The organism is Listeria floridensis FSL S10-1187 (assembly GCF_000525875.1).
Lineage (GTDB): Bacteria > Bacillota > Bacilli > Lactobacillales > Listeriaceae > Listeria > Listeria floridensis.
Window position 1 is genome coordinate 231,605 of sequence record NZ_AODF01000001.1, and the last position, 25,464, is coordinate 257,068.

The 25,464-nt window shown below is 43.3% G+C and carries 22 protein-coding genes, 2 pseudogenes and 2 other annotated features; of the genes and pseudogenes, 2 read left to right on the plus strand and 22 right to left on the minus strand.

Translation table 11 applies throughout. From position 1 onward, the window contains the following. Positions 1 to 34 precede the first annotated feature (34 nt). The 3 genes and pseudogenes from MFLO_RS01195 to MFLO_RS01205 all read right to left on the minus strand — a co-directional run bounded on the left by MFLO_RS01195 (position 35) and on the right by MFLO_RS01205 (position 2,029). Positions 35 to 995 (minus strand): annotated as a pseudogene (locus MFLO_RS01195) (ring-cleaving dioxygenase). A 15-nt stretch (positions 996 to 1,010) separates the two neighbouring features. Then, positions 1,011 to 1,424: a MarR family winged helix-turn-helix transcriptional regulator gene (locus MFLO_RS01200; RefSeq protein WP_036095747.1), complete on the minus strand. Its 414-nt coding sequence runs from the start codon at positions 1,422 to 1,424 to the stop codon at positions 1,011 to 1,013. 65 nt (positions 1,425 to 1,489) lie between these two features. Beyond that, the gene (locus tag MFLO_RS01205; protein ID WP_036095749.1) at positions 1,490 to 2,029 is read right to left on the minus strand and encodes a TetR/AcrR family transcriptional regulator; all 540 of its coding nucleotides are present in this window, start codon (positions 2,027 to 2,029) and stop codon (positions 1,490 to 1,492) included. 147 nt (positions 2,030 to 2,176) lie between these two features. On the opposite strand from MFLO_RS01205, the gene MFLO_RS01210 reads away from it, so the two are divergent. Then, positions 2,177 to 3,640, plus strand: a complete 1,464-nt coding sequence (locus MFLO_RS01210; RefSeq protein ID WP_036095750.1) for a glycoside hydrolase family 1 protein — start codon at positions 2,177 to 2,179, stop codon at positions 3,638 to 3,640. 248 nt (positions 3,641 to 3,888) lie between these two features. After that, a complete protein-coding gene (locus MFLO_RS14425) occupies positions 3,889 to 5,280 on the plus strand; it encodes a GW dipeptide domain-containing protein (protein WP_051993390.1) in 1,392 nt (463 codons plus the stop codon). A gap of 298 nt (positions 5,281 to 5,578) precedes the next feature. Here MFLO_RS14425 and rpoC read toward each other — a convergent pair whose 3' ends face one another. The 19 genes and pseudogenes from rpoC to ispD form a co-directional block, all read right to left on the minus strand. Beyond that, positions 5,579 to 9,187 (minus strand): DNA-directed RNA polymerase subunit beta', encoded by a 3,609-nt coding sequence (rpoC, locus tag MFLO_RS01220; RefSeq protein ID WP_036095751.1) that lies wholly within the window; start codon positions 9,185 to 9,187, stop codon positions 5,579 to 5,581. 162 nt (positions 9,188 to 9,349) lie between these two features. Continuing rightward, positions 9,350 to 12,901 carry a DNA-directed RNA polymerase subunit beta gene (rpoB, locus tag MFLO_RS01225; protein WP_149022937.1) on the minus strand — a complete coding sequence of 1,184 codons (3,552 nt, stop codon included), beginning with the start codon at positions 12,899 to 12,901 and terminating at the stop codon, positions 9,350 to 9,352. Between the two features lie 496 nt (positions 12,902 to 13,397). Further along, a complete protein-coding gene (locus MFLO_RS01230) occupies positions 13,398 to 14,006 on the minus strand; it encodes a class I SAM-dependent methyltransferase (RefSeq protein WP_036095755.1) in 609 nt (202 codons plus the stop codon). Between the two features lie 98 nt (positions 14,007 to 14,104). Beyond that, on the minus strand, positions 14,105 to 14,473 hold the full coding sequence (rplL, locus tag MFLO_RS01235; RefSeq protein WP_036095756.1) for a 50S ribosomal protein L7/L12: 369 nt from the start codon (positions 14,471 to 14,473) through the stop codon (positions 14,105 to 14,107). A 54-nt stretch (positions 14,474 to 14,527) separates the two neighbouring features. Beyond that, positions 14,528 to 15,028 (minus strand): 50S ribosomal protein L10, encoded by a 501-nt coding sequence (gene rplJ, locus MFLO_RS01240; RefSeq protein ID WP_036095758.1) that lies wholly within the window; start codon positions 15,026 to 15,028, stop codon positions 14,528 to 14,530. Positions 15,029 to 15,077: 49 nt separating this feature from the next. Beyond that, positions 15,078 to 15,220: a sequence feature (ribosomal protein L10 leader region), on the minus strand. Positions 15,221 to 15,266: 46 nt separating this feature from the next. Further along, entirely contained in the window at positions 15,267 to 15,956 is a 690-nt protein-coding gene (gene rplA / locus MFLO_RS01245; RefSeq protein ID WP_036095762.1) for a 50S ribosomal protein L1, read from the minus strand. Positions 15,957 to 15,992: 36 nt separating this feature from the next. Next, positions 15,993 to 16,419, minus strand: a pseudogene (gene rplK / locus MFLO_RS01250) (50S ribosomal protein L11). Between the two features lie 238 nt (positions 16,420 to 16,657). Further along, a complete protein-coding gene (gene nusG, locus MFLO_RS01255) occupies positions 16,658 to 17,191 on the minus strand; it encodes a transcription termination/antitermination protein NusG (protein ID WP_036095765.1) in 534 nt (177 codons plus the stop codon). 152 nt (positions 17,192 to 17,343) lie between these two features. Beyond that, positions 17,344 to 17,523, minus strand: a complete 180-nt coding sequence (gene secE, locus MFLO_RS01260) for a preprotein translocase subunit SecE (RefSeq protein ID WP_036095768.1) — start codon at positions 17,521 to 17,523, stop codon at positions 17,344 to 17,346. 19 nt (positions 17,524 to 17,542) lie between these two features. After that, positions 17,543 to 17,692, minus strand: coding sequence for a 50S ribosomal protein L33 (gene rpmG, locus MFLO_RS14965; protein WP_077913116.1), 150 nt, complete (start codon positions 17,690 to 17,692; stop codon positions 17,543 to 17,545). Between the two features lie 130 nt (positions 17,693 to 17,822). Then, positions 17,823 to 18,440 (minus strand): RNA polymerase factor sigma-70, encoded by a 618-nt coding sequence (locus tag MFLO_RS01265; RefSeq protein WP_036095771.1) that lies wholly within the window; start codon positions 18,438 to 18,440, stop codon positions 17,823 to 17,825. Between the two features lie 74 nt (positions 18,441 to 18,514). Beyond that, on the minus strand, positions 18,515 to 19,027 hold the full coding sequence (locus tag MFLO_RS01270; protein ID WP_036095773.1) for an NYN domain-containing protein: 513 nt from the start codon (positions 19,025 to 19,027) through the stop codon (positions 18,515 to 18,517). A 2-nt stretch (positions 19,028 to 19,029) separates the two neighbouring features. Continuing rightward, the gene (gene rlmB / locus MFLO_RS01275) at positions 19,030 to 19,779 is read right to left on the minus strand and encodes a 23S rRNA (guanosine(2251)-2'-O)-methyltransferase RlmB (protein WP_036095776.1); all 750 of its coding nucleotides are present in this window, start codon (positions 19,777 to 19,779) and stop codon (positions 19,030 to 19,032) included. After that, complete coding sequence (locus MFLO_RS01280) at positions 19,769 to 20,182, minus strand: Mini-ribonuclease 3 (RefSeq protein WP_036095779.1); 414 nt, start codon at positions 20,180 to 20,182, stop codon at positions 19,769 to 19,771. Before MFLO_RS01280 ends, rlmB begins: the two co-directional genes overlap by 11 nt. 3 nt (positions 20,183 to 20,185) lie before the next feature. Then, complete coding sequence (gene cysS / locus MFLO_RS01285; protein WP_036095782.1) at positions 20,186 to 21,601, minus strand: cysteine--tRNA ligase; 1,416 nt, start codon at positions 21,599 to 21,601, stop codon at positions 20,186 to 20,188. Then, positions 21,602 to 22,219 carry a serine O-acetyltransferase EpsC gene (gene epsC, locus MFLO_RS01290; RefSeq protein ID WP_036095784.1) on the minus strand — a complete coding sequence of 206 codons (618 nt, stop codon included), beginning with the start codon at positions 22,217 to 22,219 and terminating at the stop codon, positions 21,602 to 21,604. 87 nt (positions 22,220 to 22,306) lie between these two features. Next, positions 22,307 to 22,529, minus strand: a binding site (T-box leader). A 256-nt stretch (positions 22,530 to 22,785) separates the two neighbouring features. Further along, positions 22,786 to 24,264, minus strand: a complete 1,479-nt coding sequence (gene gltX, locus MFLO_RS01300; protein ID WP_036095788.1) for a glutamate--tRNA ligase — start codon at positions 24,262 to 24,264, stop codon at positions 22,786 to 22,788. 13 nt (positions 24,265 to 24,277) lie between these two features. Continuing rightward, positions 24,278 to 24,754 (minus strand): 2-C-methyl-D-erythritol 2,4-cyclodiphosphate synthase, encoded by a 477-nt coding sequence (gene ispF / locus MFLO_RS01305; protein WP_036095789.1) that lies wholly within the window; start codon positions 24,752 to 24,754, stop codon positions 24,278 to 24,280. Next, positions 24,751 to 25,446, minus strand: a complete 696-nt coding sequence (gene ispD, locus MFLO_RS01310; RefSeq protein ID WP_036095793.1) for a 2-C-methyl-D-erythritol 4-phosphate cytidylyltransferase — start codon at positions 25,444 to 25,446, stop codon at positions 24,751 to 24,753. Before ispD ends, ispF begins: the two co-directional genes overlap by 4 nt. Positions 25,447 to 25,464 lie beyond the last annotated feature (18 nt).

Below are 25,464 nucleotides of genomic sequence, written 5' to 3' on the forward strand. Positions count from 1 at the left end.
GCCGGATATTCTTTTCCGGCAGATCAATGAATGTTTATTTATCTGTATCAAGTGGTGATAAATGTTCTAAAATTTCTTCCCGGCGCGGTTCAAGCTTTGGAGGAAGTTCGACGTATTCGCCGTGTTCCACATCAAAGTTTGTTCTAAATCCAGGACCATCTGTTGCAAGCTCAATCAAGATACCATTTGATTCGCGGAAGTAAAGCGAATGGAAGTAATGGCGGTCGATGAACCCGGAGTTTGGATAATTGGAATCTGCAATTTTTTCTATCCATTCCATCATTTCTGCATCATCAGCGACTCGGAAAGCTACATGATGGATTCCGCCAGCGCCAAGATTATGATCCTCAAGGTCAGGACGCGCTTCAAGATGCACTTCTGCACCAGTTCCGCCAGCGCCAGTTTGGAAAACAGTAAGCAATTTATCATTTTCTTCATACGCACCAACTGCCTTAAAACCAAGTACTTTTGTCAGCATATGATCTGTTTTTTTCTTTTTTATATACCGAGATGCGCACTGGGCCGAGGCCTTGGATCGCATACTCAACGGGAACTGGGCTTTCTTTCCATGGATGCCCGCCAGGAACACCCGTGTTATTTTCATCAGATACAAGGTGAATCATCAACCCATCTGGATCTTTGACGCGCATTGTTTTACGGTTAAAGCGGATTTCGACTGGGCTGTGGAAGACTTGTTGTTGATCGAGACGTTCACCCCAGTATTCAAGTGCCGCATCGTTTGGGACGCGTAAGCCGAGCGCTGAGATTTGATTGCGACCAAGCTTGTTTTTTGCCATGTTCGGCACCTCAAAGAACGTTACGGTTGTTCCGGGATTGCCAATTTCATCCGCGTAATATAGGTGATACGTATATGGATCATCTTGATTGACGGTTTTTTTCACCAAACGAAGTCCTAATACTTTTGTGTAAAAATCAAAGTTTCTACGTGCATTTTCCGTAAAAATTGATACGTGATGCAAACCTTTAAGTTCCATTGTCTATCCCTCCGATTAATCGAGTTTTTTTAGTAAGCGCAGTAGTTCTTTTTGTTCTGTACGCGTTAATTTGCTAAATTGTTCTTGCTGGAAAGATTCCTGCTCTGGCACATATTTTTTATAATAATCTTCGCCGCTCTCTGTTAGTGAGATAAACTTTTCGCGACCGATTTTTTCGCGCCTTACGAGCCCCAAATTTTCGAGTTTGACAAGCAACTGTGTAATATTACCTTTCGTGACGACAAGTTTGTCGCCGAGTGCTTGCTGTGTCAAACTGTTCCCTAGTCCGATTTGAGCGATACAATCAAACATGGCCGTTGAAATTCCCGCTTCTTTTAAGTTTTGGTTGGTTTTTTTGATATTTAAGTTATAAAAGCGGCTGAGCCGAAACCATAACAAGATTCCAAGCCTCTCTTCTGACTTTACCATTTTGATCGGCCTCCTTTGCTATCTATAGTTTAGTCCTAAACTATATAGAAAGCAAGAAAAATGCTTTATTTTTTTTGCTTAATAATACCCATCAAAAAATCGGCAACTTGTTTACGGTTCGCAGCTTCAAATTCTGGCATTCCAAGGATTCTTGCATGCCACATGCCGTCGATCGCGTAGCGAAGCAGCTCTGCTTGATCAGCACCGATTTCTGGAACGAGACGGTTAAAATCGTGCGCGTAGGCGTCATGCCATTCATGATTTCCCACTTCGCCGGAGACAACGGTAGCTAGGAGTGCACCGTGAAGACCCACTAGGTTTTTATCATCGAGCTGGCGTAAATTCCCATTTACATAAGCTTCTGTGAAGGGAAAGTTCGTTTTTTCATCGGTTTTCTCAAATTCTTCTTGTAAAATGTGTTCGTAAGCTTGAATAGTGTAATGAATCAAAGAGAGCGTTAACTCATCTTTATTTTCAAAGTGATAAAAGATAGCGGCTTTCGTCATTCCGGCTTTCTTTGCCACCTTTGCTAGGCTATAATTGGCGATTCCTTCATCTTGAATGACTTCTATGGCCGATTCGATGATGCGTTCTCTGGTTTTCATTACGTTCCTCCCATTCGCTCTTTTCTAAAGTGTACCGAATAATGCAGTTTTTAGCAATTTCCGGCTATGAAAATTATACGCTTGACATGTAATGCATTACATACTGTAGGATAAAAATGTGAGATAGATCATAAAGGAGTGACAAACATGACAAAAATGAAAAACGGCTTTCCTGAAGGCTTTTTATGGGGAGGAGCAACTGCTGCAAACCAAGTTGAAGGCGCTTACGATCTTGACGGAAAAGGATTAACAACGGCAGATATGGTTAGGTTTATTCCAAAAGAAAAACGTAAAAACGGGCATGCACTTGATGTGACAAAAGCAGAAATTGATGCGATTTTGGCGGGGCAAGAAACAGATATTCGCTTCCCGAAACGAGAAGGTATTGATTTTTATCATCATTATAAGGAAGATATTGCTTTGTTTGCGGAAATGGGATTCAAGACATTTCGACTTTCCATCGCATGGTCGCGAATTTTTCCAAACGGGGACGATAAAGAACCAAATGAAGCAGGTTTGGCATTTTATGATGCTGTTTTCGACGAGTTGCTAAAATATGGAATTGAACCGCTTGTTACGCTTTCCCACTATGAAACACCGCTTAATTTAACACTAAAATATAACGGCTGGGCGGATCGGCGTGTTATTGGGTTCTTCACTAAATATGCAGAAACAGTTTTTAAACGCTATCAAGACAAGGTTAAGTACTGGCTGACGTTTAACGAAATTAATATTATCGCAATCAGTCCTTATACAGGCGGCGGTGTTTTAACGGAAGATGCTAAAAACAAGCTTGAACTTTCATTCCAAGCTGGGCATCATCAATTTGTTGCAAGCGCGCTTGCAACAAAACTGGCACACGAAATTATCCCAGACGTAAAAGTCGGTTGTATGCTTGCTCGGATGGCCACTTATCCGGCAACAAATAATCCAGATGATATCCTGTTGGCACAATCAATTAATCAGCAAAATTTATTTTTCACAGATGTTCAAGCACGCGGCGAGTATCCAAGCTACATGGAGCGTTTCTTCTCTGACCACGATATTACGATTCAAAAAGAAGTTGGCGATGATGAAATCTTGAAAGAACATACCGTTGATTTTATATCGTTCAGCTATTACATGTCGCTTTCTGCTTCCGCTAATCCAGCTGGACAAACAGCAGGTGGAAACTTTATGGGCGGCGTCAAAAATGAATACCTAGAAACTTCTGATTGGGGCTGGCAAATTGATCCAAAAGGATTACGTTACACGCTAAACGACTTTTATACACGTTATGAGCTTCCGCTTTTCATTGTTGAAAATGGACTTGGCGCGTATGATACGGTGACAGCAGACGGTAAAATTCACGATGATTACCGGATTGATTATTTGCGTAAACACATCGAACAAATGCGTGAAGCGATTGCAGATGGCGTTGACTTGATGGGCTATACAAGTTGGGGGCCAATTGACCTTATCAGTGCATCAACAAGCGAAATGTCGAAGCGCTACGGTTTTATTTATGTCGATAAAGAGGACGACGGAAGCGGAACGCTGAAACGCTCAAAGAAAGATTCCTTTGACTGGTATAAAAAAGTCATTGCTTCAAACGGTGCAGATTTAGATTAATTTTGATAAAAGCCTTGTGTACTCAATGAGACACAAGGCTTTTATTCTATATAAAATATTAACTTTGGAAATGATGCAAACAAGGCCAAACGGGTGTTTCTGCAATTTTTTCACATCTACCCTTGAATGAAAAACTAGAAATTAAAAAGTTTTCCATATATCTCCTTCGTTACATTTCCTTTACAACTCCGAAAACCTAAACCATTATCGGTATAATAGAAGTAGCGTAATGAGAAAGGAGTTTGATGATGGGAAAAAGAAAATGGATCATCGGGATTGCAATTGGATTCGCAGTATTTTTCGGCTTCTTAGGGGGACAGCAGGCAAACGCCGCATCGTATGAAACCGTACTTTCAACAAAGACAGTCAGTTATGATGCCAAAGTAACGCGGGCAACAGATGGCATTTACACGCGGCCATACAAAACACCGAATTATAAGTGGCTTGCGTCCTCGAAAACTTACCTCAATCAAAATATAAAAGTGACCGAGGAAGTGAAAACAGTTCGGGCAACTTACGTCAAATTTATGGTTGGCGGTAAAGTGATTGGCTACATGGACAAGAACGGGATGCGAATTTATGAAAAAATAACGTCGACAAAAACCGCTAACTATGGCGCGATTATCATTACCAAAACAGATGGGGTCTACACCGCCCCGTACAACACACTCGGCTATAAGTACCTAACAAACTCGGCCAGCTACCTTAGCCGCTACGTGACTGTACTCGAGGAAAAAGTGACACCTCGCGCGACTTATGTCAAATTCGCGGTGGACGGAAAAGTGATCGGCTATGTAGATAAACGCGCGCTTAAAGCACCTGAAAAAGTAACGTCAACCAAAGCGACAAACTATCATGCTGTAATGACTTCAAAAACGGATGGCATCTACAGCGCGCCATACATGACTGCGGGTTACAAATATTTAACCATGTCAAGTAGCTACTTGAACCGCGCCGTAACGGTACTTGAAGAAAAAGTAACGCCGCGGGCAACTTACGTCAAGTTCTCTTATGCAGGAAAAACAATCGGTTATGTCGACAAACGCGCACTCCGAATTGGGGAACAAACCATTGCCAGTTCGCCGACTGCAAAGAAAACCGATCAAATTCTAACGGTGGTTGGAAATGGTTCAAAGGCAACTGTCACCTTCTGGCAAAAAGCTTACGGCGTCTGGAACACTAAATTCGTCGTACAAGGGCATGTTGGGAGCAAAGGAGTGGGTGCCGCTAGTGAAACTACGAGTTTCACGCCAAAAGGCTCTTACAAGCTTGGATTCAGCTTTGGAACGAGTAACCCCAGTTCCGCCTCAACTTTCAAAAAAATTACAAACAGCAGCTACTGGATATCAACCGTATCGAGTCCTTACTACAACACGTGGCGCGAGTTTAAAATCTCAAATGCGGATGAACATTTAGCGAGCTATCCGGTGCAGTATCAATATGCGCGCGTAATCAACTACAATACGAATCCTGTTGTAAAAGGTGCGGGCTCGGCATTTTTCTTACACGTTGATAACGGTCAGCCAACAGCCGGATGCGTATCCATTCCTAAAAATGAAATGATTCGCGTCATAAAAGAAACCGGAAATAATGCGTACATTGTCAATGTAAATGCTGCTAGTGAAATTACGAAGTATTGAAAAAGCCTTACGCCGATATCTTAATTCGAATACTGCTTCGGTGAGGTATGTGTTTCTAATGGGAATTAAGTAGGAATTGAAGTAAAACAAGCTGTTTTGATAAAAGTCTTATATAAAATTGTTAAAAAATTAGAGCGTTATCGTGCTCCCAATGCTGCTGACTTGATTGACCAACAAGTTTGCTTTGCAACCAATGGAAATCATGTAAAAATCCTTTATAACTGTATTTTGCGTATTGATTGGTTAGACACAAAAAAAGCCGTCCAAGTAAAAACTTGGACGGCTTTTTCAAAAAATATTACGCATTTGTGGTTTCTTCTGTATCTTCTTGGGGTGTCGCTCCCACAACTTGTGATTTTAATTTGCGATAACGGCCAATTCCTGTTCCGGCTGGGACAAGTTTACCAAGAATAACGTTTTCCTTAAGACCAAGTAGCTCATCACGTTTTCCTTTGATGGCTGCGTCTGTAAGAACACGTGTAGTTTCTTGGAACGATGCCGCTGACAAGAACGAATCGGTTTCAAGTGAAGCTTTTGTGATCCCTAGAAGGACTGGACGACCAGTTGCCGGCTGTCTGCCATTCATAAGCGCATCACGGTTTGCTTCTGTAAAGGTGTGAATATCCATCAATGTTCCAGGAAGGATATCTGTATCCCCTGTATCCATTACGCGGATCTTGCGAAGCATTTGGCGAACCATTACTTCAACGTGTTTATCCCCAATTTCTACCCCTTGCATCCGGTAAACTTTTTGTACTTCGGCAAGCAAGTATTCTTGAACGGATAATACGTCACGAACACGGATCAATGCTTTCGGATCAATCGAACCTTCCGTTAAAGCTTCCCCGCGGTCTACAAATGAACCTTCTTGAACACGCAAGCGCGCTGTATAAGGAACGGTGTAGCTACGGCGGTCATCTGTACCTTGGATCGTGATTTCTTGTCCGCGGTCACGTCCTTCTTCGATCGAAACAACTTCACCAGCTACCTCAGTGATTGTTGCTTGACCTTTCGGATTACGCGCTTCGAAGATTTCTTGGATACGTGGAAGACCTTGTGTGATATCGTCTCCGGCAACCCCACCGGTATGGAACGTACGCATTGTAAGCTGTGTTCCCGGTTCCCCGATTGATTGAGCGGCAATGATTCCCACTGCTTCCCCAACTTCAACTTCGGTACCTGTTGCCAAGTTTTTACCGTAACATTTTTTACATACGCCGTGTTTCGTATTACATGTGAAGGCAGAACGGATAGAAACTTCTTCAATGCCTGCTTCCACAATATTGTGAGCAATTGGTTCTGTAATCAAATCGTTTTCTGCAACAAGGATTTCTCCTGTTTCAGGGTGACGAATTGTTTTACGCGCATAACGACCTTCAAGACGTTCTTCAAGGGATTCGATGATTTCTGTGCCTTCACGAATCGCTTTGATTGTAAGTCCGCGGTCCGTTCCGCAATCGTCTTCACGAATGATAACATCTTGCGCCACATCAACAAGACGACGAGTAAGATAACCAGAATCGGCCGTTTTAAGGGCTGTATCGGTAAGACCTTTACGCGCTCCGTGAGTCGAGATGAAGTATTCGAGGACAGTCAGCCCTTCACGGAAGTTTGATGTGATTGGAAGTTCTACGATACGTCCAGATGGATCAGCCATCAGTCCACGCATGCCGGCAAGCTGAGTGAAGTTCGAGATGTTACCACGAGCTCCGGAATCTTGCATCATGAAGATTGGATTTAGGCGTTCCAAGCTGACGATCAGTTTTTCTTGAATTTCATCTTTTGCAGCATTCCAGACGCCGATAACGCGTTCGTATCTTTCTTCGTCTGTAATCAAACCGCGACGGAATTGTTTCGTAATTTTTTCAACCATATCATGCGCTTCTTCAAGGATTTCATGTTTTTCATTCAATGTCAGGATGTCGGCGATACCAACTGTGATCCCTGCTTTTGTTGAAATTTTGAATCCAAGGTCTTTCATCCGGTCAAGCATTTTCGAAGTTTCCGTAATGTGGAACCGTTTGAAGACTTCCGCAATGATATTTCCGAGAATTTTCTTCTTGAATGGATCAACAAGCGGCTGTTTCGCAATATGCTCTTTCACATCCGTCGTTGTGTCCACAAAGTATTTCTCAGGCGTTTCAATTTCCAAGTTATACTTGGTCGGTTCATTAATATAAGGGAACGATGTTGGTAAAATTGTGTTAAAGATCAGCTTACCAACCGTCGTAATTAGAAGCTGCCCGCGTTGTTTGTCGGTAAAGCGTTCGTTTGGAATCGATCCGGCATAGACAGCAATACGAGAATGAAGATGAACGTAGCCATTTTGATAAGCTAAGTTCGCCTCGTTAAGGTCTTTAAAGATCATTCCTTCGCCGACTGCATTTTCACGTTCAAGCGTCAAATAGTAGTTCCCGAGCACCATATCTTGTGAAGGTGTAACAACCGGTTTACCATCTTTTGGATTCAGGATATTTTGAGCAGCGAGCATCAAAATCCGTGCTTCCGCTTGCGCTTCTGCCGAAAGTGGAACGTGAACCGCCATTTGGTCACCATCAAAGTCAGCGTTATAAGCTGTACATACGAGCGGGTGAAGACGAATTGCGCGTCCTTCAACAAGCGTTGGTTCAAAGGCTTGGATACCAAGTCTGTGAAGCGTAGGGGCACGGTTCAAGAGAACTGGATGCTCACGAATAACTTCTTCAAGCACATCCCAAATTTCTGGCGCCATACGTTCAATTTTGCGTTTTGCACTCTTAATATTGTGCGCAAGTCCGCGACCAACAAGCTCTTTCATCACAAACGGCTTAAAGAGTTCAAGCGCCATTTCTTTTGGAAGACCACATTGGTACATTTTAAGATTAGGTCCTACGACGATAACCGAACGTCCAGAGTAATCTACCCGTTTACCGAGCAAGTTTTGACGGAATCGACCTTGCTTCCCTTTCAACATGTGCGAAAGAGATTTTAACGGACGGTTCCCTGGTCCAGTTACCGGACGACCACGACGACCATTATCAATTAGCGCATCGACCGCTTCTTGTAGCATCCGTTTTTCATTTTGCACGATGATCGTTGGAGCACCAAGATCAAGCAAACGTTTCAAACGATTATTCCGGTTGATTACACGACGATACAAGTCATTCAAATCACTCGTAGCAAAGCGACCGCCTTCAAGTTGAACCATTGGACGAAGTTCTGGCGGAATAACCGGGAGAACATCAAGAATCATCCAACTAGGTTCATTTCCTGAGTTACGGAACGCTTCCATAACTTCAAGACGACGAATGGCACGCGTACGACGTTGTCCTTGAGCTGTTTTAAGCTCTTCTTTCAGTTCATCCGTTTCTTTTTCAAGATTGATATCAGAAAGAAGTTTTTTGATCGCTTCCGCACCCATTCCGGCTTGGAAAGTCTGACCATATTTTTCGCGATAAACGCGGTATTCTTTTTCAGAAAGAAGCTGTTTCTTTTCAAGTGGTGTATCACCTGGTTCAGTGACCACATAAGAAGCAAAATAAATGACTTCTTCAAGCGCACGCGGGCTCATATCCATCACAAGACCCATACGGCTTGGGATACCTTTAAAGTACCAGATATGCGATACAGGAGCAGCAAGTTCGATATGTCCCATACGTTCGCGACGAACTTTCGATTTTGTTACTTCAACACCACAGCGGTCACAAACAACACCTTTATAGCGTACACGTTTGTATTTTCCGCAAGAACATTCCCAGTCTTTTGTTGGACCGAAGATACGTTCACAGAACAGGCCATCACGTTCAGGCTTAAGCGTACGATAGTTGATTGTCTCAGGCTTTTTCACTTCACCGTGCGACCATGAACGGATTTTATCCGGAGATGCTAGACCTATTTTCATATACTCAAAATTATTAACATCTATCAAGTGCCCTACCTCCTAATTTTGGTTGCGCCTTTTTGAGCCGGGATTCCAAGCAGAATTTGGCGTTTCTTTCTGCTAAAAATCACCGGTTCTAAAAAGAGCGCTTCGTTTATCGGCAAAAACATTCGTTTTTAATCTATATTGGAGTTTATAAATTCGGGCGGGTTAATCAACCTGCTCGGTAGTTTCTTCCGGCTTCACGATATTGAAAGCTTCGTTTTGTCCACCGAAGTCGTCATCCTCTGTATCACGCATCTCGATTTCTTCCTCGTCTGCAGAAAGAATCTTAACATCCATCCCAAGACTTTGAAGTTCTTTGATGAGTACGCGGAATGATTCTGGCACGCCTGGTTTCGGCACACTTTCGCCTTTTACAATAGCTTCATACGTCTTCACACGACCAACAACATCGTCTGATTTAATCGTTAGAATTTCTTGCAAGGTATAAGCAGCACCATAAGCTTCCAGTGCCCATACTTCCATTTCCCCGAAACGTTGTCCACCGAATTGTGCTTTACCACCAAGCGGTTGTTGTGTTACGAGTGAGTATGGTCCAGTTGAACGAGCATGAAGTTTATCATCAACCATGTGGGCAAGCTTGATCATATACATAACCCCGACAGAAACGCGATTATCAAATGGTTCCCCAGTACGTCCATCATAAAGGATTGTCTTCGCATCGCGAGCCATTCCAGCTTCTTCTACCGTGCTCCAAACATCTTCTTCGTTAGCACCGTCAAATACCGGTGTAGCGACATGAATACCTAGTTTACGTGCAGCCATTCCAAGATGGAGTTCGAGCACTTGCCCGATGTTCATCCGTGATGGTACCCCTAGTGGGTTAAGCATGATATCAACTGGCGTTCCGTCTGGCATGAACGGCATATCTTCTTCTGGCAAGATACGCGAGATAACCCCTTTGTTACCATGACGTCCAGCCATTTTGTCTCCTTCGTGAATCTTACGTTTTTGAACGATATAGACCCTTACGAGTTGGTTTACACCTGGAGGAAGCTCATCGCCTGCTTCACGTGTAAAGATTTTCACGTCAAGGACAATTCCACCGCCGCCGTGAGGGACACGAAGTGAAGTATCGCGCACTTCACGTGCTTTTTCACCAAAGATCGCATGAAGCAAGCGTTCTTCAGCCGTAAGTTCCGTTACCCCCTTAGGCGTTACTTTCCCTACAAGAAGGTCATTATCTTTAACCTCAGCTCCGACACGGATAATACCACGGTCATCGAGGTCACGAAGTGCGTCTTCCCCAACGTTAGGGATATCGCGAGTCATTTCCTCAGGTCCGAGTTTTGTATCACGAGCTTCGGATTCAAATTCTTCAATATGAATCGACGTATAGACATCATCTTTCACGAGACGTTCGCTCATGATGATGGCATCCTCATAGTTATAGCCATCCCAAGTCATGAAAGCAACGAGAACGTTTCTTCCAAGCGCAAGTTCGCCTGAATCCATCGAAGGACCGTTACCAAGGATTTCGCCTTTTACAACGCGGTCTCCTTCAGCAACGTTTGGACGTTGGTTATAACAAGTTCCTTGGTTCGAACGAACAAATTTCCGTAACGTATATTTGTCGATTCCGCCAGTCACTTCTTTACCATCAACCATAGATACGCGTCGAACCCAGATTTCTCGTGCTTCAACGTGTTCTACAATTCCGTCATGCTTCGCAACAACAGCAGCTCCTGAGTCTTTTGCAGATACGTGTTCCATACCTGTTCCGACAAATGGTGCTTCCGGATGCATAAGCGGTACAGCTTGACGCTGCATGTTCGCACCCATAAGGGCACGGTTACTATCATCATTTTCAAGGAACGGGATACAAGCCGTCGCAACCGATACAACTTGTTTCGGTGATACGTCCATGTAATCGACACGTTCTTTATCTACAGCAAGGTTTTCAGAACGGAAACGAGCCATAACTTCTTCTTCCGTGAAGACCCCGTTTTCATCTAGCTTCGAGTTTGCTTGCGCAACCACGTAGTTATCTTCCTCATCAGCAGTCAAATAATCAATCGTATCGGTTACTTGATGCGTTTCAGGATCAACGCGGCGGTAAGGTGTTTCAATGAACCCGAAACGGTTAACTTTCGCATAAGAAGACAGCGAGTTAATCAGCCCGATATTCGGACCTTCCGGCGTTTCAATTGGACACATACGACCATAGTGAGAGTAGTGAACGTCACGAACTTCATAGCCGGCACGTTCACGCGTCAAACCACCAGGTCCGAGCGCAGAAAGACGACGTTTATGCGTCAGTTCACTAAGCGGATTCGATTGATCCATGAACTGCGATAATTGCGAACTTCCGAAGAACTCTTTGATCGAAGCGACTACCGGACGAATATTAATGAGTTGTTGTGGCGTAATTGTACTCATGTCTTGGATAGACATCCGCTCGCGAACCACACGCTCCATCCGAGATAAGCCGATCCGGAATTGATTTTGCAGTAATTCCCCAACAGAACGAAGACGACGGTTTCCAAGGTGATCAATATCATCCGTGTCGCCAACACCGTGAAGCAAGTTGAAGAAATAACTAATTGAAGATACGATATCAGATGGCGTAATATGTTTCACTGTTTCATCAATGTAAGCATTACCGATGATGTTGATTTCTTTCTCTTCATCATCTGGCGCATAAATCTTAATTGATTGAACAAGAACACTGTCTTCCATTACACCGTCAGTTGGACGAAGTGTGCGGAAGCCAACACCGTTTTCAAGATTAGGAATGATTGCATCTAGTTTACGGCGATCAAGAATATCACCTTTCGATGCGATGATTTCCCCAGTTTCAGGGTCAACCAATGTTTCAGCAAGTGTTTGATTAAACAAGCGGTTCTTCAAATGAAGCTTCTTGTTAATTTTATAGCGTCCAACGCTTGCAAGATCATAACGTTTTGGATCGAAGAAGCGGGAAATCAGTAAGCTTCTTGCATTTTCTACAGTTGGCGGTTCGCCTGGACGAAGCCGTTCGTAGATTTCAAGAAGAGCTTTTCCAGCGCTGTCAGTATTGTCTTTTTCGAGCGTGTTGCGAAGATAATCATTATCTCCGATTAAATCAATGATTTCTTGGTCAGAACCAAAACCTAAAGCACGAAGAAGAACAGTAACCGGCAATTTACGCGTACGGTCGATACGAACGTGAACAACATCTTTCGCATCCGTTTCGTATTCAAGCCATGCTCCGCGGTTTGGAATTACCGTCGAACCAAAACCTTTTTTACCGTTTTTGTCCACTTTATCGTTGAAATAAACCCCTGGCGAACGAACAAGTTGCGAAACGATAACACGTTCAGCACCATTAATAATGAATGTTCCCATTTCCGTCATTAACGGGAAATCTCCCATGAAGACTTCTTGGTCTTTTACTTCACCAGTTTCTTTGTTGATTAGGCGCAATTTCACACGAAGCGGAGCTGCGTAGTTAGCATCACGGTTTTTAGACTCTTCAACCGAATATTTCGGCTCGCCGAGATCATAATCGATAAACTCAAGTGATAGATTTCCTGCAAAGTCTTCAATTGGAGAAATATCGCGGAACATTTCCCTAAGACCTTCATCTAAGAACCACTGATAAGAAGCGGTTTGAATTTCGATCAAATTCGGCAACTCTAAAACTTCACTAATCCGAGCGAAACTTCTACGCTTACGGTGTCTGCCGTATTGTACATCATGTCCTGACAAACTCTTCACCCCTCAAATTTTTTAAATTTATAAGCACACCTCTGCTTTTACACACATCCGCAAAACAGTGGAACCCCCCGCACCCGGCGTTTAAACTAAAGAGCTTTTTACACGTGTAAAAAATACCCGCTTAAACGTCCGTTCATCAAAAGTTTCCTGCTGCCTGCTCACTCTTACTTCTTTCATCTGCGTAAAAACACAAGTGGAACTATTAAAATCGTCTAGGCTGTTTTAGACAAAAAGAAAGCGGATTTCATCTTGCTTGATACTTTCCTAAAAAAGTTTCACGACAATCGCGAAAATACATTCCGTTTTTGTCAGCACCTTGAAAACCACATCCATATCTTTTATTTAACCAAAATCGCTGTAAACGCTTCATTTTCCTCAGTTTCCATTGAAAAATGGGCATGCGAAAAAACAGTCTAGATTCTTTTGGCATTTTACTATATTACAACATTCACCATTAAATGTCAACCTACATGATTCAAAAAAGATGCCTATCTGATTAAGCATCTTTTCTGCTACGATAAATATAATAGCCCTTATCTTTTTTCATGATCTCAACATTCCCAAATACTTGCTCCATCTTGTTTGCCGCCGAAGGTCCACCTTGTTTTTTCTGAATAACAATCCAAAGCTCGCCTCCAGCGACAAGCCGTTCATAAGCACCTTCAAGTATCGCATGTACAACAGCCTTCCCAGCACGAATCGGCGGGTTGCTGACAATCGCTGCAAAGTCCGCATCTGATACTTCCTCATAAACCGAGCTCTCATAAATTGATACATTTTCAATTCGATTTAACGCCGCATTTTCTTTTGCAAGCTCAAGTGCACGCAAATTGACATCCACCATTTCAACTTGCATCTGAGGATACGCTCCAGCAAGCGCAAGCCCAATTGGGCCATACCCTGCTCCAACATCCAGTATTTTCCCAGAAGCCGCATCAATTTTAAAGGTTTCAATCAGAAGACGCGAGCCAAAATCGACCGTCTTTTTCGAAAAAACGCCATCATCGCTAATAAAAGAAAAATCTCGATCGCGCAAGCGAAACGAAAAAGTTTGTCGATTCGATTTCAAGCTTGCATCGTTAGTAAAATAGTGATTATTTGCCATCGTTCTTCTTTCCCCTCCTCATCTTAGTTATTCTACCATACAAAAAGCCTGCCGAGAAATGAATCCCAGCAGGCCCGAAACTTAGCTGTCAGCAGAAATTACTTAACTTCTACGTTAGCGCCAACTTCTTCAAGTTTAGCTTTAATTTCTTCAGCTTCTTCTTTAGCTACGCCTTCTTTAAGCGCTTTTGGAGCGTTATCTACTAATTCTTTAGCTTCTTTTAAGCCAAGACCAGTGATTTCACGAACCACTTTGATAACTTTGATTTTAGAATCCCCAGCAGAAGCTAGTTCTACAGTGAATTCAGTTTGTTCAGCAGCGCCGCCAGCAGCACCAGCAGCAGCTACAGCTACAGGAGCTGCAGCAGTTACGCCAAATTCTTCTTCGATTGCTTTTACTAAATCGTTAAGTTCTAGTACAGATGCTTCTTTAACAGAAGCAATGATTTCTTCAATGTTTAAAGCCATTTTAAAATTCCTCCATTTATTGTTTTTTGATAGGGACTGATTTCCCTTACTAAATTAAGCTTCTTGTTCAGCTTTTTGGTCAGCAACTGCTTTTGTAGCAAGAGCAAGGTTGCGAACTGGAGCTTGCAAGACGTTGCAAAGCATTGATAGCAAGCCTTCGCGCGATGGAAGTGTTGCAAGAGCTTTGACTTCATCAATCGAAGAAACTTGTCCTTCGATGATACCTGCTTTAATTTCAAGCGCTTCGTGATCTTTCGCAAAGTCGTTCAAAATTTTAGCTGGTGCGACAACATCGTCATTACTGAAAGCAATCGCGTTTGGTCCAGTCAAGACTTCTTCAAGACCTTCAAAACCTTTTGCTTCAACGGCACGACGAACCATTGTGTTTTTGTAGACTTTAAAATCGATTCCTGCTTCACGTAATTGTTTACGAAGTTCAGTAACATCCGATACGTTAAGTCCACGATAATCCACGATGATCGTAGATGCGCTGTCAGTAAGTTTCGCTGTAATTTCATCAACTGTAGATTTCTTAGCATCTAAAATTGCACTCATTTTTACACCTCCGTCCAAGTTTTCTAAACATTTCTGTTCGGCTTTTTGCTTTTAAAAACAAAAATGACCCTTGCTACCGTATCAGCGAAGGGTCAAGAAAACAGAAAATCTGTTCATCTATAAATTCCTCGGCGGGCATATTTTAAACGCACAAGGCGTACCTGCTGTCTACGGTAAGGATATTCACTTTTAAGCCTTTCCTATCTTATCAAAAAACAGAAAAGGCGTCAAGTTAAGATTATAGAGACGATGGATCTACTTGGATTCCAGGTCCGAAAGTAGTAGTTACGCTCAAGTGTTTCACGTAAGTACCTTTCGCTGCAGCTGGTTTCGCTTTTTGAAGCACGTCATTAACCGTGCGGAAGTTTTCGATCAATTTATCAGTGTCAAATGAAACTTTACCGATAGCAGTGTGGATGTTACCAGCTTTGTCAACACGGTATTCCACTTTACCAGCTTTAATTTCATTAACTGCTTTTGTTACGTCCATCGTAACTGTACCCGTTTTAGGGTTTGGCATTAGGCCTTTTGGTCCAAGGACACGACCTAATTTACCAACTTCACCCATCATGTCAGGAGTTGCTACGATTACGTCAAAATCAAACCAGCCTTGGTTGATTTTTTCTACATAATCAGATTCCCCAACGAAGTCAGCTCCAGCAGCTTCTGCTTCTTTTGCTTTTTCTCCTTTAGCGAATACCAAAACACGTTGAGTTTTACCCGTACCGTTTGGAAGTACTACGGCACCACGGATTTGTTGGTCCGCTTTTTTAGGGTCTACGCCAAGACGGAATGCAACTTCAACAGTCGCATCAAAGCCGGCGAAATCGATTTCTTTAGCAAGCGCTACTGCTTCTTCAACAGTATACGCTTTATTTGTATCAACTTTTTCTAAAGCTGCTTGATACTTTTTACCTTTCTTAGCCATTTCTTTTCCTCCTTATTGTTTCAGAATTGCTTGAAATTAGTCTTCTACAGTGAATCCCATAGAACGAGCTGTACCTTCAACCATACGCATTGCAGATTCAACATTTGCAGCGTTTAAGTCAGGCATTTTTGTTTCAGCAATTTCTTGTACTTGAGCACGAGTTACAGTTGCAACTTTGTTACGGTTAGGTTCACCAGAGCCTTTTTCCACTTTAGCCGCTTTTTTTAAGCAAAACAGCTGCTGGCGGAGTTTTAGTGATGAACGTAAACGAACGGTCTTCAAATACACTGATTACAACAGGAATGATAAGACCAGCTTGATCGGCTGTACGAGCATTAAACTCTTTACAGAATCCCATAATGTTTACACCAGCTTGACCTAGTGCAGGTCCGACTGGAGGTGCAGGATTTGCTTTACCTGCTGGAATTTGAAGCTTCACTTCTTTGATAACTTTCTTAGCCACGAGACATACCTCCTTAAGTCCGTGCTGTGGTTATATGGGGATGAAAATTTCCCCTCCCACGTCAAAAAATACGCAAAAACGTACTTGTAAATGATACCACCAATGCGCAATAAACGCAAGATCTAATTTGCGAATTGATGTTGTAGTGCTTTTTATGTTTTTTCAAGCTCTTTCTGTTTCTATATTTCTGCTTAGCGCGAAAAAAGCAGCTTGCTTCCGCAAGCTGCTCACAAATTTGTTAGATTTTTTCAACCTGATTGAAGTCTACTTCGACCGGTGTTTCGCGACCAAACATGTTTACCATTACTTTAGCTTTACCCTTATCAAAGTCCATTTCGTCCACCTTACCTGAGTAATCTGCAAACGGTCCTTCTTTGACCATAACGGTTTCGCCGATTTCAAAGTCTGCCTCAGCCGCTTTGTCAACCATTCCCATTGTTTTGAGAATGCGATCTGCTTCATCTGGAAGAAGTGGTGTTGGTTTTGATCCAGAACCAGCCGAACCGACAAATCCTGTTACGCCTGGCGTGTTCCGTACAACATACCAAGAATCATCTGTCATAACGATTTCAACTAAAACATAACCTGGGAATGTTTTCCGTTTGACCGTTTTCGTTTTGCCGTTCTTTACTTCCGTTTCCTCTTCTTCTGGGACGATGACGCGGAAAATTTTATCCGACATCCCCATGGATTCCACACGTTTTTCAAGGTTTGCTTTTACTTTGTTTTCATAACCAGAATAAGTGTGTACAACATACCAATTTTTTTCCATTGTTTTGTTGGCGGCACTTTTGCCGCCATCCTCCTTTAAGTTTTATATCAAAATTCAAGTTAGATACGATTTTTTTCAAAACAAAAAACCCGGTTAAAATCGGGTTTTAGCTCAAGTAGTATTATAGCACTCTTTTTATAAAAATCCCAGTCTTAAAGAATAAGTTGAATCAGTTGTTCGATTCCAAAATCTAAGACCATGAAGAATACGGCAAAAAGAATAACTGTGATAACTACAGTAACAGTGTATTTCACCATTTCTTGACGTGTTGGCCATGTAACTTTGCTCATTTCAGAACCAACATTTTTAAAGAATCTTGTAATTGCTGACATGTCTAAACCTCCAATAACCCTATTTCGTTTCCCGATGTAGTGTGTGTTTATTACAGTGCCGGCAAAACTTTTTAACTTCTAAACGAACTTGTTTATTTGTACCGCTAGCACTTATTGTGTAATTTCTAGATCCGCACTCGCTGCACGCAAGTGAAGTTTTCTTTTTCATTTTCTTCTTTCAACTCCGATACTTTTCAATTCGTGATGTTTCAAAGAAGACTATCCACCTCTATAAATATATCATTTCTCAACTGGTGGCGTCAATTCAATTTTTGTGTCCATTTAGTTACAAAATCAACTTAATGCAGTTCTTTTCCCATTTTACGCTTAATTCGCTGTAACGCATTATCAATTGATTTTTCTTTCACATCAAAGATTTCTGCCATTTCTTGATAACTTTTCCCCTCAAGATAATGCCGCAAAACTTGCTTCTCAAAATCGCTCGTCACTTGCTCCAGTTTTCTTGCCGCCTGTGCCACATCCTCATTCTTAATCAAGAAATCTTCTGGCGTCTCTGCCTGCTTCTCTGAAATGACATCAAGTAGCGTCCAGTCAACCGTCTCATCATCTTGAAGAAGCGGTGTATCAAGTGAAACCGACTGGTTGAGCGGCATATTTTTCTTCCGAAGCGATCGTTTCACCGCAGAAAGCAACTGCCGATTGATGCACATTTCCGCAAAAGACTTAAACGATGCCTCTCTTTCTGGATCGTAGTCGCGAATCGCTTTGAAAAGCCCGATCATCCCTTCTTGAATCAAATCTTCACGTTCTGCTCCCTGCAAAAAATACTGTGTGGCTTTCCAGTAAATAATCGATTGGTATTTTGAAAAAAAGTATTCTAGCGCTTCCGCATTTCCCCCCCGAGCAAGTTCAAGCAATTCCAGTTCATTGTTTGGATCATGGTTTTCATTCTTCAATGGTTGGTCTGCTCCTTTGCTAGAAGAATTTTGATTGCTTCATTATACTAAGCAGAACACAGAAGCGTCAATCACTATTTTTCGCCCCTTCGCCAGTTTTCTAACTGTTTGATCACCTCAGAATCCAGATTAAGCTTTGATTTCGGCTTTTCTTCTTGGATTCGTTTGATTTTCTTATCAATTTCCCTGCTCATTTCTTGAATTTCAAACAGCAGTTCACGTGATGAAATCCGAAGTGCGCCTTGTCCGAAAATCGCCCACTGCTCCGTATAGTCGCTCGTTGCCACCATGATTTGCGTTTTCGCATTTTTCCATGCAATCGCTTTTCGTTCGATATATTCATCGGCCGTTTCATCTTCTTTCGTAAAAACGACATCAATATTGTTTTTCTTGAACTTTCTTTTTATACCCTTAACATACTGAGCATCAAACACCACGACTACCTGATAACCCGTATAACTTTGATATTCTGCCATCCATTCAATCAACATATTCCGCGCCGATTCCAAATCATAGTCTTTTAATCGGCTGAGTTCCGGCCAAGCTCCGATCACATTATAACCGTCGACAAGCAAGATCTGCTTCATAACTACTGCTCCAACGGCTGACGTTTACGGTATACTTCATACATTAAAATACTTGCCGCAACAGAAGCGTTGAGCGACGTTACCTTGCCGACCATCGGCAGGTGAATGAGAAAATCGCATTTTTCCCGAACCAAACGACTCATTCCTTTGCCTTCGCTTCCAATGACAAGCGCGAGCGGCAAATCCGCATCCATCGTTCGGTAATCGCTGCTACCAGATGCGTCCGTCCCAAACATCCACAAACCGCGTTTTTGCAGTTCATCCATCGTCTGCGTAATATTGGTCACCCTTACAACCGGAATATATTCAATTGCTCCCGTTGAAGCTTTCGCCACCGTTTGCGTTAAGCTGACCGAGCGCCGCTTTGGAATAATGATCCCGTGTGCGCCGACCGAATCTGCCGTACGCATGATCGAACCAAGATTATGCGGATCTTCCAGTTCGTCAAGGATGATGAAAAACGGCTTTTCTTGTCTTTCTTCCGCTTTTTGGAATAAATCTTCCAAATCGAAGTAGCGATACGCCGCCACTTGAGCAGCTACCCCTTGGTGTGCGCCGGAGGCTACCTTATCAATCTTGGCTTTTGGCACAAACCGAACTTCCACTTTGCGCTCCTTAGCAAGTCCGATAATTTGTTTCATTACCCCTTTTTGCGAACCTTCCGCGATCATAATTTTCTGGATATCCCGCCCAGAGCGGAGCACCTCAAGAACGGGATTCCGTCCGCTAATCCAATCTTCATTATTTGCCATCAAGATTCCCCTCCTCAATAATTTGAACCGACCGCTCGAGCCATTCAATCAATCGCAACTCATCTTCCCCAAGATACAGATAACCGATAATCGCTTCAAATGCCGTTGATAAATTATAGGTAACTGCATCCGTATTTTTCGGAGCCGCATGCGATTTAGCATTACGACCACGCTTAAATATCGCTTCCTCTTCTTCCGTCAAAAAACCCGCTTCTCTGAGTACAGAAAGCACCTTAGCTTGACCTTTTGCCGAAACATACTTCGTTGCTGCTTTGTGAAGCTGATTAGGTTTTGTTTTACCAAACATGAGCAAACGCTCTCGGACATATTTTTCATAAACAGCATCTCCCATATAGGCTAGTGCAAGTCCGTTTAGCTGTTTGTAATCTTTCATTCGCGGCATCCGTCAACCTCGTTTCCAGCGTGTTCCGTGCGCCGTATCTTCCAAAATAATATCCTTTTCTTTCAGCAAATCACGAATTTCATCTGCCCGAGCAAAGTTACGTTCATTACGCGCTTTAAGCCGCTCCTCGATCAAATCGTCAATTTCTTCATCAGCAAGTCCGTCTACCGCTGTTTTTTCAAGCTTAATGCCAAGGACTTCTGCAAACAGCTGCATCATACTTAAAAATTCGCGTAGCACAGAAACAGAAACACGATCGCGCGCCAAGTAGATATTGGCCCGCTTCGCTAACTCATAAAAAGCCGTTATCGCATTAGCCGTATTGAAATCATCATCCATTTCATCTTCAAACTGCATTTTAAGTTCCGTCAATTGCTCAAGCCATTCTTCTTGATGCTCTGCTTCCATGTAATCTTCTTCAAGCATCTCGATCCGATATTTCAAGTTTTGATAAGCCGTTTCAAGCCGTTCAAGACCGTTGGCCGCATCCTCAAGCGTGGCATCACTAAGCGAAATCGGTCGGCGGTAATGCACCGAAAGCATGAAGAAGCGCACTACATTCGGATCTGTATCTTGAAGCACATCGTGAAGCGTAATAAAATTCCCGAGCGACTTCGACATTTTCTCGCCATCAATATTCAAAAAACCGTTATGCATCCAATAATTGGCAAACGTATGACCCGTTAGTGCTTCCGATTGCGCAATTTCATCCTCATGATGCGGGAAAATCAAATCTTGCCCGCCGGCATGAATATCAATCGTATCACCAAGATACTTGCGTGCAAGCGTCGAGCATTCAATATGCCAACCTGGGCGCCCATTTCCGAATGGACTTTCCCAATAAATTTCGCCAGGTTTCGCTTTTTTCCATAAAGCAAAATCAAGCTGTTCTTCCTTCAGATCATTCGTTTCAACACGTGCCCCGTGCCGCAAATCTTCAATCGGCTGGTGCGAAAGCTTGCCGTAACCTTCAAATTTGCGCGTCCGGTAGTAAACATCACCTTGAGACTCGTAAGCAAAACCTTTATCGACCAAGGCTTTAATAAATTCAATAATTTCGTCCATATTTTCGGTAACACGAGGATTGACCGTCGCCTTCGCGACATTAAGCTGGTCGACATCATCAAAGTAAGCGCCAATAAATTTGTCTGCCACTTCCGGCACAGTAAGCTTCAGCTCTTCGGCAGCCCGTATCAGTTTATCATCCACATCCGTAAAATTCGAAACAAAGTTTACATCATAGCCGCGGTAAGTTAAATAGCGACGTACAGTATCAAACACAATAATCGGGCGGGCATTCCCAATGTGAATATAGTTGTAAACAGTCGGCCCGCAGACATACATCTTCACTTTCCCGTCCTCAATCGGCTTAAAAACTTCCTTCTCTCGCGTCAGCGTATTATAAATTTGCAGAGACATCTATTCATCGACTCCTTCTTCAATTTGAGCTAATTTACGTTCCAATTTTTCAATCCGCGCATAAAGCACATCCAAGTTCGGCTCCGCATGTCCGACCGTTTTGCCATTAATACGAACAATCCGTGCTGGTATCCCAACTACAGTTGCATAAGGCGGTACATTTTTCAAGACGACCGCGCCGGCTCCGATTTTTGACTCCTCACCAATTTCAACTGGCCCAAGAACTTTGACCCCAGCAGAAATCATGGCGCCATTTTTTACAGTTGGGTGTCGTTTCCCGGTATGCTTCCCTGTTCCCCCAAGCGTCACCCCGTGAAAAATCACAACATCCGTTCCCATCTCAACTGTTTCACCAATCACAACCCCCGCGCCGTGATCAATGAACAAACGTCTGCCGATTTGCGCCCCCGGATGAATTTCAATATTCGTCAAAAATCGTCCTATTTGCGAAATTATTTTAGCGAATACGATCATTTTATGCCGGTAAAAAAAATGAGCAAAGCGATGCGCCCATATCGCATGAACCCCTGCATTCGTAAAAAACGCATCCAGATAGCCGCGCGTCGCCGGATCATTTTTAATCACCGTCGCCAAATCCTCTTTCACTTTCCACACCATGCCGTTTCCTCCTAGACCCTTGTCTTTGCTGTAACTCCCTCATCAAACGAACATTTTTGATCAAACAAAAAGGACGTCTCCATCAAACACAGAGACGCCTTGCGCGGTTCCACTCTGATTGAACTTTCCTAGAAAAAGTCCCACCTCATACTAGTTTTAACGACCTGCGCCGTCTCATGATACTCGCGAATGATTTCCCATGAGAACTCCGGGAGGCATTTCCAAAACGTTCCAACTAAACCGCTCTCAGCAAAAATCGGCTCTCTCTGTGAGTTTCCCGTTTCGTACTTCTTCCCATCCAAGTTTTCGTCCATTTGAATACCTCTATTATAACAGCAAAATAAAGAAGCGCAAGCAGAGAGTTATTTGGAAAGCTTGGGGATATAGCCTCGTCAAATTTATACACCTTTTCTTTTGCGCTACAGGCACCATACCCGGCCAAGCCGTTCCTGCAAAAGCCCTATTCTCCCTGTTAATCGCTGATCTGCCAGACTTCTTTGCTTTAACTTGGCCAAGATCAGCTCCATAATCAAAAAAGACATCCGCGTGCGGATGTCTTTTTCAAATCACTTATTATTTTCAAGCCAAGTATGCAAGCGGCTAAGCACTTTTTCGCGTCCTAAGACTTCGATTGCAAGCGGCAATTCCGGTCCATGCATTTCACCCGTTGTGACAATTCGAATCGGCATAAACAAGCCTTTTCCTTTCACACCCGTATCTTTTTGCACACGTTTAATTGCAGCTTTCACTTCATCCGCAACGAACGGTTCAAGCGATTCCGCTTCCTTCGCAAACGCTTCGATCACAGTCGGAACAGTCTCCGCACTAAGCACTTCCTGTTCTTCCGCATCAAATGTCATTTCACTCGCATCTGCAAAAAACATTTCTGACAAGCCGACGATTTCCGCGCCATAACTCATTTGCTCGTGATAGAGCGAAACCAGTTTATGCACCCATTCACGTTCCGCATCACTCATATCAGCCGGAACAACGCCCGCTTCAACTAAATGCGGCAACGAAAGTTCTACCACATCATTCAGCGGTAATTTTTTCACGTATTGATTGTTAACCCACGTTAGTTTTTGTTTGTCGAACAGCGCCGGTGACTTCGACAGACGCTTTGGATCAAACATTTTTATAAACTCTTCTTTTGAAAAGATCTCTTCCTCGCCCTCAGGAGACCAGCCAAGCATCGCTATAAAATTGAACAGCGCTTCCGGCAAGTATCCAAGATCGCGGTATTGTTCGATAAACTGGATGATCGAGCCGTCACGTTTACTTAATTTTTTCCGACTTTCATTCACAATTAATGTCATATGTCCAAAAGTTGGTGCTTCCCAGCCAAAAGCATTATAGATCATAATTTGCTTCGGTGTATTCGAAATATGGTCATCACCGCGTAAAATATGCGTCATTTCCATCAAATGATCATCAACCGCTACTGCGAAATTATACGTTGGCATCCCATCTTTCTTGCCGATAACAAAGTCGCCAATTCCGTTTGTATCAAACGACACATCATCTTTCACCATATCTTTAAACGTAATCGTTTCATTTTCAGGCACAAGGAAACGAATACTTGGTTTAAGCCCTTGCGCTTCCTTTTCCGCACGTTCAGCGTCCGTCAAATGGCGGCATTTCCCACTATAACGAGGCATTTCACCGCGTGCTTTTTGCGCTTCACGTTCCGCTTCAAGCTCTTCTTCTGTGCAGTAGCACTTGTAGGCTTTCCCCTCATCAAGCAACTGTTCAAGTAGCGGATCGTAAATATCCTTCCGCTCAGATTGGCGGTATGGTCCGTATTTCCCCGGTTTATCCACACCTTCATCCCAATCAATCCCAAGCCAGCTCAAGTTGCGCAGCTGACTTTCCTCGCCGCCATCCACATTCCGTTTCAAATCCGTATCTTCAATCCGGATAATAAAATCTCCATCATTATGACGCGCAAACAAATAATTAAAAAGAGCTGTACGTGCATTCCCAATATGCAAATATCCAGTTGGACTTGGCGCGTAGCGCACTCTTACCTTTTTATTTTCAGACAAAATCCATCACTCCTCATTCTTTTTCAAGCAATACAACCGCCATGCTTGCAATCCCTTCGCCTCGTCCGACAAACCCCATTTGTTCAGAAGTTGTCGCTTTCACATTCACTTGACTGGGTTCAGCTTCAAGCAATTCTGCAATCCGGTCACGCATCGCATCAATATACGGTGCCATTTTCGGCTGTTCCGCAACCACCGTGCAGTCTAAATTTGAAAGTCGGTAACCGTCCTTCTTCACTTCCCGAAACACCTCGCGTAAAAGCTCCGCTGAATCCGCATCCTTGTAAGCTGCATCCGTATCCGGGAAAAAGTGTCCGATATCGCGTCTTGCTACCGCGCCGATCACAGCATCCGTAATCGCATGTAGCAATACATCCGCATCACTGTGTCCAAGAAGTCCAAGTTCATGCGGAATTTCAATCCCGCCGATCATCATTTTCCTTCCCTTCACAAGTTGATGCACATCATACCCCTGTCCAATCCGAATCACTGCTCGTCCCCTCCTCGTTCATCCAAAATCACCCGCGCGAAGAGCAAATCCTCCGGCGTTGTCACCTTCATATTCAAGTAGCTGCCTAAAACAACCTTTATTGGAACAAAAAGCCGCTCAACAAGACTCGCTTCATCCGTACCGAGAAATCCGCTTGTGCTAGCAAACTCGTGTGCCTCAACCAAAAGCTCCCGCTTAAAAGCCTGCGGCGTCTGAACTTGCCATAAGTCCTCACGTGGCAGCGTCTCAGCCACCAAATCCTTTTTAACCCGTTTCACCGTGTCTTTCACCTGTACGCCGCAAATCGCCGCACCAACCTCTCGAACCCCTACAAGGAGCCGATCTACAATATCCCGAGTAACAAACGGGCGCGCCCCGTCATGTACGAGCACAATCTCCGCCCGACCGCATTTGCGAAGACCATTCCGAACACTATACTGACGCTCCGAACCACCATGCACAAGCTCAATTTCAGCAAGCTGCTCCCCGAGTCTATCCAAGGCTCCCTGAATTTGCTCCGTTTCTTCTTCCCGGCAGACAATCACAATATGCTTACAACGTTCGTCTTGCAGAAAAGGCTTAAGCGCGTGAACAAACAGCGGTTCGCCAGAAAGCTCAAGCCACATCTTATTTTGTTCCATATTCATCCGTTTTCCTTGCCCAGCAGCAAGAAAAATAAGTTCATAATCCATCAATTTCTAAGCACCCGC